Origin of the sequence: Brevundimonas diminuta ATCC 11568 (assembly GCF_000204035.1) — a bacterium.
GTDB lineage: Bacteria > Pseudomonadota > Alphaproteobacteria > Caulobacterales > Caulobacteraceae > Brevundimonas > Brevundimonas diminuta.
In genome coordinates this window covers 108,131-116,890 of the sequence record NZ_GL883084.1, presented here as the reverse complement: position 1 = coordinate 116,890, position 8,760 = coordinate 108,131, and the positions used below count along the sequence as shown (strand labels likewise).

Sequence of the window (8,760 nt, the reverse complement as noted above, 5' to 3'; positions counted from 1 at the left end):
CGCCGGCGCCTGACCCGACGGCAGGACGCTGAGATCGGCCTGCGCCAGCGTCGGCTTCAGGTTCGGCAGGGGCGTGCGGGCGACCAGGATATGACCGCCCGGCGTCGTCCGGCGCGTGGTCAGGCCGTCCTCCCCGATCGACAGTCCCACAGCTGCGTCCGGACCCAGGCGGGCGCCTCGCGCCGCCAGGGCGCGGCGGTTTGCGTCGGCGATCAGGAAGGCGGCCTCGGGGTCTTCCAGCCGGGCGCTGTCCAGCGCCTGCACCGGCTGGCCGGGCGTCTGGGTCAAAACGCGGGCGGCGGCGTCCAGGGCGCGATCGGTCTGGCTGGTGCGGGCCTCGACCTGGGCGGCGGCGAGCCGAGCCTCAAGCGTCAGGGTCTCCTGGCGGGCGGCCTCGACTTCACGGCTGGGACGGCTGTGCTCGCGGGCGAACAGCATGACATAGGCCGCCAGCGCCAGCGCCACGGCGAGCGCAAGGATGCGGACCCAGGGCGCAGAGCGCGCGGCCTGATGGTCCGTGGCCCGACGGCCCGGCCCGTAACTGCGGCGCTCGGTGCCCCGCAAGGGCGACCCTCCTGTGACGATTCAGCCGGGAATCTAGGCTGCGTCGCGGAATCCGTCGAGGGGTGGGATTAAGGTCGTTAAGCCTCGGCTTCGGCGCCGTCGCCGGGCTGGATGGGCGCAGGCGGCGGGGCGGCGATCTCGGTCATGCGGCGCAGGATGGCCTGGGCCTTGCGGGCCAGGCGCTGGGTCTCGGGCGGGGCGTCGTCCGGGGCCTCGGCGACCGAGGCCATCAACTCGCGCGCCAGATCCATCAGCTCCGGCGCGCCCGCGATCAAGCGGGCCTGGAACTCGACGCGCTGCGGGTCGCGGTCGTATTCGGCGCCGGGCACGCGCCAGCCGCCCCAGTCGGCCTTGTCGGTGACGACGACGGGATAGCTGCCGGGGAAGGGGTGATGGGCGCAGTCGGCCGGATCCTGCCACTTGTTGCGCGCGCGCAGGATGCGCCAGTCGCCCAGGGCGCCGGCGGCGGGATTGTCTGAGGGAACCTGAAGCTCGGCCGCTGCGAATTCCCGGCCCAGCCCCACGTCGTAGGTGATGCGGACCGGCTCGTCGAAGCCCTTGGCCCAGACAGGATTGACCTTCTCGACCTGGGCCCAGACGCCGACGCTCTCGACCCAGACCTTCTGGCCTTTCTGGAACTGGGCGCGCGCCATTCCGAACTTCCCCTGCTGAAAGAAGGGAATGATGCGGCCCTGGCCGTTATCGTCGGGTTCCGCGACGTGGTTAGCGGCGGTTAACCCTAGGGGCGGGAGATTTCTTCCAGCGCCTCGCCGGCGTAGCGTTCCTTGACCCGCGTCGAGAGGTCTCCCAGCGAAACCACGCCGACCAGGCGGCCGTCCTTGTCGACCACCGGCAGGCGGCGGATCTGGCGCGAGGACATCAGATCCAGCGCGACCTTCAGGTCGTCGTCGGCCCGCACCACCAGGGCGTCGCGCGACAGGACGTCCAGCACACGCGCCTCCGGCCCCGCGCCCGAGGCGACGGCGCGCACCACGATGTCGCGGTCGGTCAGGGCGCCGATCAGCCGGTCGCCGTCGGCCACGGGGATGAAGCCGAAATCGCCCGCCGCCATGCGCCCGGCGACGTTATGAAGGGTGTCTTCGGGGCGGGCGACCTGCACGTCCTTGCTCATCACGTCGCGAATTTTCATGGCCATCTCCCTTGGCGCGGCCGTTGCGGCCTGGCCTTAAGGAACCCGCGCCGCCGGTCGCGGTTCCGGCGGCGCGGGGACGCTCAGGGTTCCCGACGTTCCGGCAGGCTCTGGGCGGCGCGGACCAACTGGACGAACTCGGCCCGCTCGCCGTAGGGATCGTCGCCGCGCGCGCCCTGGGCCAGATCCAGCACCCGATCCCAGCCGTAGTCGGGCGCCATCCACGGATCGCCGCGCAGCTTCTGACCGAAGGCGGCGACGGCCAGGGCCCACCGCGTGGCCTCGGGCGGAGCGTCGGCGCGCGAACGGTCGGTCAGCGGCTGCTGGATCAGCTCGGAACGCTGCTGGCCGGGCTGTTTGTAGCGCACCTGGATGAAGCCCAATTCGCCGTTCGGATCGCCGCCGCCGGTCGCGATGCGGTTGTCGGCATAGCGGCGCTCGGGAATCTGGGTCGGCCCGCCGACGGGCGTGATCTCATACAAGGCCGTGACGGAAGCGCCCGAGCCGACCTCGCCCGCATCGACGGCGTCGTTGTTGAAGTCTTCCTCATTCAACAGGCGGGTTTCATAGCCGATCAGCCGCCATTCGGTGATGCGCGCCGGATTGAACTCGACCTGGATCTTCACGTCGTCGGCGATGGGAAAGGCGCCCCGGTCGAACATCGGCCCGAACAGACGACGCGCTTCTTTCAGGTCGTCGACATAGGCCGCCGTTCCGTTGCCCGCCTGGGCGATCGCCTGCATCCGGGCGTCCTGATAGTTGCCGCGTCCGAAGCCGTAGACGGACAGGTAGATGCCCGTCCTGCGCTTGTCGGCGACGTAGTCCTCCAGCCGCTTGTCGTCGGTGACGCCGACGTTGAAGTCGCCGTCGGTGAACATCAGGATGCGGTTGACCTTGTTCCGGCCGAAGCTGGCCTGGGCCTGGTCATAGGCGTTGGTCATGCCGGTGGCCCCGGCCGTGCCGCCCGAAGCCCGCAAGGAGGCGACCGCGCAGCGCAGCTTCAGCTTCTGCGTCCCGGCGGTGGGGGCCAGCGTCGTGCCGGCGCCTTCGGCGTAATAGGCCACGGCGACGCGATCCTGGGGCCGCAAGCGGTCGATGATCAGGTTCATCGACTGCTTGGCCAGATCCAGCTTGTCCGGGCTGTTCATCGAACCGGACACGTCGACCAGGAAGGTCAGGTTCAGCGGGCGGCGCTGGTTCTCGGGCAACTCATAGCCCTGCAGGCCCACATGGACGATCCGGCGACCTTCGGACCACGGCGAGGCCGTGGTGGTCGCCGTAACGGCGAAGGGCCGCGCGGCCGAGGTCGGGCGGGTGTAGCCGTAGTCGAAATAGTTGATCATCTCCTCGACCCGCACGGCGTCGCGCGGCGGAGCCCTGCCGTTGTCGATGAAGCGACGGACGTTGGCGTAGGCGGCCGTGTCCACGTCGATGGAGAAGGTCGAGACCGGCTGGTCCGCCGTGCGCTTGACCGCATTGAGCGTGGCGTCGGGATAGCGTTCGGTGTCGACGGGACGCGGCGGCAGGGGAGGGCCGGGGGGATAGGGACCGATGCGCGACCCGCTGACGACCACGTCGTTCACGGTGGCGGGCGGGGCGGCGTATTCGACTCGGTCTTCCTTCTTGGTCGCTTCGATCGACAGGGTGACGGGCGGAGGCGGTGCGGGATGGGGCGGCCGTGATCGCAGGACGGGCGGCCGCACATGGGACGGCGGCGACAGATCGAAGCCGAGTTCGCGACAGGCGGCCGGGCTGGGCGTTCCGTCCTGAACCACGGGCGGCGGAACGGGCGCGGCGCCGACCGGGGCGGCGGTCATGAGGGCGGCGACGGCGACCAGCGTCAGGCTCGCCGGGCGACGCTGAAATCCGGCGGCGCGGCGCCGTGGATGCTGGGGCATTGTTCGGTCTCCTCCAACCCTGTCGCGACCATGAAGAATGACGATGTTCGGCGGAACTAAGGCGAAGGTTCTTCGCGAAGTCGCATCACCGTCGCCCTGTGGCGCAGAGGTTGTGGTGATGAAGCCCTCGCTATTGAGGTCTTTCGCCCCCACTATGAAGGCTCAAGCACAAGGGTGAGCGATGGCCGAGGCTGCGACGGGACTGGAACTGGGCCATGTGGCGGCCCTGCTGGCGGCGGGCGTGGTGGCCGTGCCGATCTTCCGCAAGCTGGGGTTGGGCTCGGTGCTCGGCTATCTGGCGGCGGGCGTCGCCATCGGTCCTTTCGGCCTGGCCCTGTTCCGTGAGCCGCAGACCATCCTGCACGTCGCCGAGTTCGGCGTGGTCATCTTCCTGTTCATCATCGGTCTGGAGATGCGGCCCAAGCGGCTGTGGGGGATGCGCAAGGAAATCTTCGGCCTGGGGTCGGCCCAGGTCGGCCTGGCGGGCCTGGCCCTGACGCTGGCGGCTATGGCGGCGGGCGTGTCGGCGCCGGTGGCCTTCGTCGGGGCCATGGGCTTCGTCATGTCCTCGACCGCCGTCATCGTGCAGATGCTGGAAGAGCGCGGCGACCTGCCGACGCCCAGCGGACAGCGGGCCGTGTCCATCCTGCTGTTCGAGGATCTGGCCATCGTGCCCCTGCTGGCCATCGTCGCCCTGCTGGGCGCGTCTATGGGCCATTCGGCCGAGAGCACGACGCCCCTGTGGCAGTCGATCGGCCTGGCGCTGGCGGCCCTGGCGGGCGTGCTGGCTGTGGGGATCTACGCCATCAATCCGGTGTTCCGCTTCCTGGCCCGCAACGGCGGGCGCGAGGTGATGACGGCCGCCGCCCTGCTGGTCGTGGCGGGCACGGCCTGGATCATGGACGGGGTCGGCCTGTCGATGGCCATGGGCGCCTTCCTGGCGGGGGTGCTGCTGTCCGACTCGACCTTCCGGCATCAGCTGGAAGCGGACGTTGAGCCGTTCCGCGCCATTCTGCTGGGCTTGTTCTTCCTGTCGGTCGGCATGGCGCTGGACATCGGCGTGGTGATCAACGACTGGCGCATCGTCGTGGCGGGGCTGGCGGCCTTCATGGTGGTCAAGGCCCTGGTCATCTATGTCGTCGCCCGCGTGTTCAAGGCGCGCCACCATGAGGCGATCGAGCGCGCGGCCCTGTTCGCCCAGGGCGGCGAGTTCGCCTTTGTCCTCTACAGCGCCGCTGCGACGGCGGGAGTGATCGACGTCCAGGCGAGCGCGGCCCTGACGGCCATCGTCATCCTGTCGATGGCGCTGACGCCGCTGACGACCCTGGCGTTGAAGCGCTTCCTGCCTAAGGAGGCGGGCCTGTCGCCGGAAGACGCCGAGGGCGTGGACGCCGCCGACGGCCTGCGCGGCCAGGTGCTGATCATCGGCTTCGGCCGTTTCGCCCAGGTGGTGTCGCAGCCGCTGCTGGCGCGCGACGTGGACGTGTCGATCATCGAGAACGACGTGGAGATGATCCAGGCGGCCGGAAACTTCGGCTTCAAGGTCTACTACGGCGACGGGACGCGCCTCGACACGCTTCGGGCCTCGGGCGCGGGCAAGGCCGAGGCGGTGCTGGTTTGCGTCGACAAGCCGGAGGCCGCCGACAAGATCGTGCAACTGGTCAAGTCCGAGTTCCCCGGCGTGAAGCTGATGGTGCGGGCCTTCGACCGCGGCCATTCGCTGCGCCTGATCCAGGCGGGGGTCGATTATCAGGTGCGCGAGACCTTTGAGTCCGCCCTCCGGTTCGGCCAGGCCGTTCTGGAGGAGCTGGGCCTGCCGGAAGACGAGATCGCCGACGTCATCGCCGACGTGCGCCGTCGCGACGAGGCGCGCCTGGACCTGGACCTGACCGGCGGGCTGAAGGCCGGGGCCGCCCTGATGCGCGGCAATATGCCGACGCCGCAGCCGACGCCCTACATCAAGCCGCATCGCGAAGGCCGCCTGGTCAATGAGGACGAGGCCCCGCCCGAGGCTGTCATCGAGCCGGCTGCACAGAAGGCGGACTGACCCGGCATGGCGAGCATCGACCTGGCCAAGCGGGCCTATGACCACGGCTGGCGCCTGGACCCCATCGTCCGCAGCCTGCTGGACACCGACTTCTACAAGCTGCTGATGCTGCAACTGATCTGGCGCCGGTTCCGCGACGCGCCCGTGACCTTCTCGGTCATCAACCGCACGACTTCGGCGCGGCTGGCCGAGGAAGTGGACGAGGCCGAACTGCGCGCCCAACTGGACCATGCCCGGTCCCTGCGATTCACCAATCGCGAGCTGATCTGGCTGGGCGGCAACACCTTCTATGGGGTGAAGTCGATCTTCAGCCCGGACTTCCTGGCCTGGCTGGCTGAGTATCGCCTGCCGGACTACGACCTGTCGCGCAGCGCCGACGGTCAGTACCGGCTGGAGTTCTCAGGAAGCTGGGCCGACGTCACCCTGTGGGAAATCCCCGCCCTGTCGATCCTGAACGAACTGCGCAGCCGCCGGGCCCTGCGCCGCATGGGCCGCTTCGAACTGGACATCCTCTACTCACGCGCCAAGACCAAGCTGTGGAGCAAGATCGAGCGGCTGCGACAGCTGGAGCCGCTGGCCCTGTCGGACTTCGGTACGCGCCGCCGCCACGGCTTCCTGTGGCAGGGCTGGTGCGTCGAGGCGCTGAAGGAGGGGCTGGGAAGCGCCTTCATCGGCACCTCCAACGTGCTGCTGGCCATGAACAACGACCTTGAGGCCATCGGCACCAACGGTCACGAACTGCCCATGGTGCTGGCCGCCATGGCGGGCGAGGACGAAGCGGCCCTGCGCGCCGCCCCCTATCGGGTGCTGGAGGAATGGCGGGCGGCCTATGACGGCAATCTGCTGATCGCCCTGCCGGACGCTTTCGGCACGCAAGCCTTCCTCGACGACGCGCCCGACTGGCTGGCCGACTGGAAGGGTTTCCGCCCCGATTCCGCTCCGCCGATCGAGGGCGGCGAGATCATCATGAAGTGGTGGGCGTCCAAGGGCCGCGACCCGCGCGAGCGTCTGCTGGTTCTGGCTGACGGGCTGGACGTGGACGGCATCGAGGCGGCCCACGCCCACTTCAAGGGCCGGGTGCGCACCAGCTTCGGCTGGGGCACCAATCTGACCAACGACTTCCGCGATTGCGCTCCCATCGAGGCGCCGGAACTGCTGCCCCTGTCGCTGGTCTGCAAGGTGACGCAGGCGGCGGGTCGCCCGGCGGTCAAGCTGTCGGACAACGTCGAAAAGGCCACCGGCGACCGGGCCGAGATCGAACGCTATCTGCGCGTGTTCGGCGAGGCGGGACGCGGGCGTCAGGCCGTGCGCGTCTGAGACGGAACCGCTAAGCTTGGTTGGACATTTGGCTATCAGCGGCGCCGGGCGCCGCCCATAATTTCAGCGGGACACGCTTCCATGACCACCTACAACGTCGGCTACATCATCGGCAGCCTGGCCAAGGGCTCGATCAACCGCAAGCTGGCCAAGGCTCTGGTCAAGCTGGCGCCGGACAAGCTGAACATGAGCGAGATCAGCTTCGCCGACCTGCCGCTCTATTCCTACGATTACGACGCCGACTATCCGGCCGTGGCCCAGGATTTCAAGGCGGCGATCAAGCGCTCTGACGCCATCCTGATCGTCACGCCGGAGTATAATCGCTCTGTTCCCGGCGGCTTGAAGAACGCCCTGGACTGGGCCAGCCGTCCCTACGGGACCAATGTCTTCAAGAACAAGCCGACGGCGGTGATCGGCGCCTCGCCCGGCGCCATCGGCACGGCGGTGGGGCAACAAACCCTGCGCCCCATCCTCGGCTTTCTTCAGGCCCCGCAGATGAATGCGGTCGAGGCCTATATCCAGTTCAAACCGGACCTGATCGACGACGACGGAAACGTCAGCGTCCCCGGCACCGAGCAGTTCCTGCGCGACTATATGGAAGCCTTCCATCAGCACATGGCGCGGGTGCTGACCGTCCTGCCGCGCGACGCCTGAGGCGGCGTCAGGCGTCCAGCGACCAGACGCGCGTGCGCTTGACCTCCTGGTCCTCCAGTTCGCGCGTCGTCGGCACGCGGTATTCGGCCAGCAGGCTGAGGCCCTCTTTCGGGAAGTAGGTGCGGCCCGGATCGCCGACCAGCACGCTAGACCCGGCCGCGCGCGCCTGCTTCAGCCAGGCCAGCATCGCCGCGGCCATCGGCCCCTCATAGAAGACGTCCCCGGCGCAGATCAGGTCGAAGGCCTGGGGCGGGGCCTCCAGCAGGTTGTCGGCGGTGAAGGCGATCTCGACGCCGTTGGCCTCAGCGTTCGCCGCCACCGCCGCCGCGCAGAAGGGATCTATGTCGGCGGCCAGCACCGAGGCCGCGCCCGCCTTCATCGCCGCGATGCCGACGAGGCCCGAGCCCGTCGCCAGATCCAGCACGCGTCGTCCCTCAACCGCCTGCGGATGGTCCAGCAGCCAGCGCGCCAGCGCCTGTCCGCCCGCCCAGGCGAAGGCCCAGAACGGCGGCGGCAGGCCCATCTCGCCCAGTTCTTCCTCGGTCAGCCGCCAGATGGGCGTGACCTCATCGGCCAGCCACAGCGAAACCTCCGGCGTGTGGGAGACGGGCTGAAGACGGGTGTTGTCGCGGATGAAATGGGCGGGGTCGGCGATCCGTCTAGTCGAGTTCACGGGCGCCCTCGATCACGGCCTGATAGACCAGCGACCGATCCGGTCCGCGCGTCATGTGCAGCAGCACCCAGGTCGAACCCTTGCGCGCCACGACCACCCGCAGCTGATCGTTGAACACGCCGTCGGCGAACCCGGCGGGCGCCACGGCGTCGCTGAGCAGGATCAGCGCCCCCATGCCCGAGCCGCAGCGGGCGATGCCGGTGCAGGAAAAGACCGTCTCATAGCCGCCCTCGCGCAACGCTTCCTCATAGTGGCGCGCCATGTCGATCGGCGCGACGGCGGGGCGGATGGCGTAGTCCAGGTGGCTGATCTGGCCCTGCAGGCGCAGGGCGTTTTCCGGGGCGCCGCCTTCAGCCACCGCGCCGGTCGGCAGGGTGATCTCGGCCACCGACAACTGGCGCCAGGCGCGGATGCGCGCGCCGTCCATGCGCGGCAGGTCGTCATGGTCACGCGCGCC

Annotated in this window: 8 protein-coding genes and 1 pseudogene; 3 read left to right on the top strand and 6 right to left on the bottom strand. The window is 69.2% G+C overall.

Annotated features, from left to right (window positions below; translation table 11 throughout):
* The 4 genes and pseudogenes from BDIM_RS17725 to BDIM_RS00610 all read right to left on the bottom strand — a co-directional run.
* Positions 1–564: pseudogene (locus BDIM_RS17725) on the bottom strand (PAS domain-containing sensor histidine kinase); the annotation flags it as partial.
* Positions 565–641: 77 nt separating this feature from the next.
* Positions 642–1,217 carry a hypothetical protein gene (locus tag BDIM_RS00620; RefSeq protein ID WP_003163630.1) on the bottom strand — a complete coding sequence of 192 codons (576 nt, stop codon included), beginning with the start codon at positions 1,215–1,217 and terminating at the stop codon, positions 642–644.
* Positions 1,218–1,303: 86 nt separating this feature from the next.
* Complete coding sequence (locus BDIM_RS00615; protein WP_040344693.1) at positions 1,304–1,714, bottom strand: CBS domain-containing protein; 411 nt, start codon at positions 1,712–1,714, stop codon at positions 1,304–1,306.
* A gap of 83 nt (positions 1,715–1,797) precedes the next feature.
* Positions 1,798–3,612, bottom strand: coding sequence for a vWA domain-containing protein (locus tag BDIM_RS00610; RefSeq protein ID WP_244911877.1), 1,815 nt, complete (start codon positions 3,610–3,612; stop codon positions 1,798–1,800).
* 181 nt (positions 3,613–3,793) lie between these two features.
* On the opposite strand from BDIM_RS00610, the gene BDIM_RS00605 reads away from it, so the two are divergent.
* The 3 genes from BDIM_RS00605 to BDIM_RS00595 all read left to right on the top strand — a co-directional run bounded on the left by BDIM_RS00605 (position 3,794) and on the right by BDIM_RS00595 (position 7,630).
* Positions 3,794–5,659, top strand: coding sequence for a monovalent cation:proton antiporter-2 (CPA2) family protein (locus BDIM_RS00605; protein WP_003163626.1), 1,866 nt, complete (start codon positions 3,794–3,796; stop codon positions 5,657–5,659).
* Positions 5,660–5,665: 6 nt separating this feature from the next.
* A complete protein-coding gene (locus tag BDIM_RS00600) occupies positions 5,666–6,976 on the top strand; it encodes a nicotinate phosphoribosyltransferase (protein WP_003163624.1) in 1,311 nt (436 codons plus the stop codon).
* A gap of 81 nt (positions 6,977–7,057) precedes the next feature.
* Positions 7,058–7,630 (top strand): NADPH-dependent FMN reductase, encoded by a 573-nt coding sequence (locus tag BDIM_RS00595; protein ID WP_003163623.1) that lies wholly within the window; start codon positions 7,058–7,060, stop codon positions 7,628–7,630.
* Positions 7,631–7,637: 7 nt separating this feature from the next.
* Here the strand turns inward: BDIM_RS00595 and BDIM_RS00590 are convergent, their stop codons facing one another.
* Together BDIM_RS00590 and BDIM_RS00585 are read right to left on the bottom strand one after the other, a co-directional pair.
* Positions 7,638–8,303, bottom strand: a complete 666-nt coding sequence (locus tag BDIM_RS00590) for a class I SAM-dependent methyltransferase (protein WP_003163621.1) — start codon at positions 8,301–8,303, stop codon at positions 7,638–7,640.
* A partial coding sequence (locus BDIM_RS00585; RefSeq protein WP_040344453.1) for a hypothetical protein occupies positions 8,290–8,760 on the bottom strand: 471 nt, incomplete at its 5' end. The genes BDIM_RS00590 and BDIM_RS00585, both read right to left, overlap by 14 nt.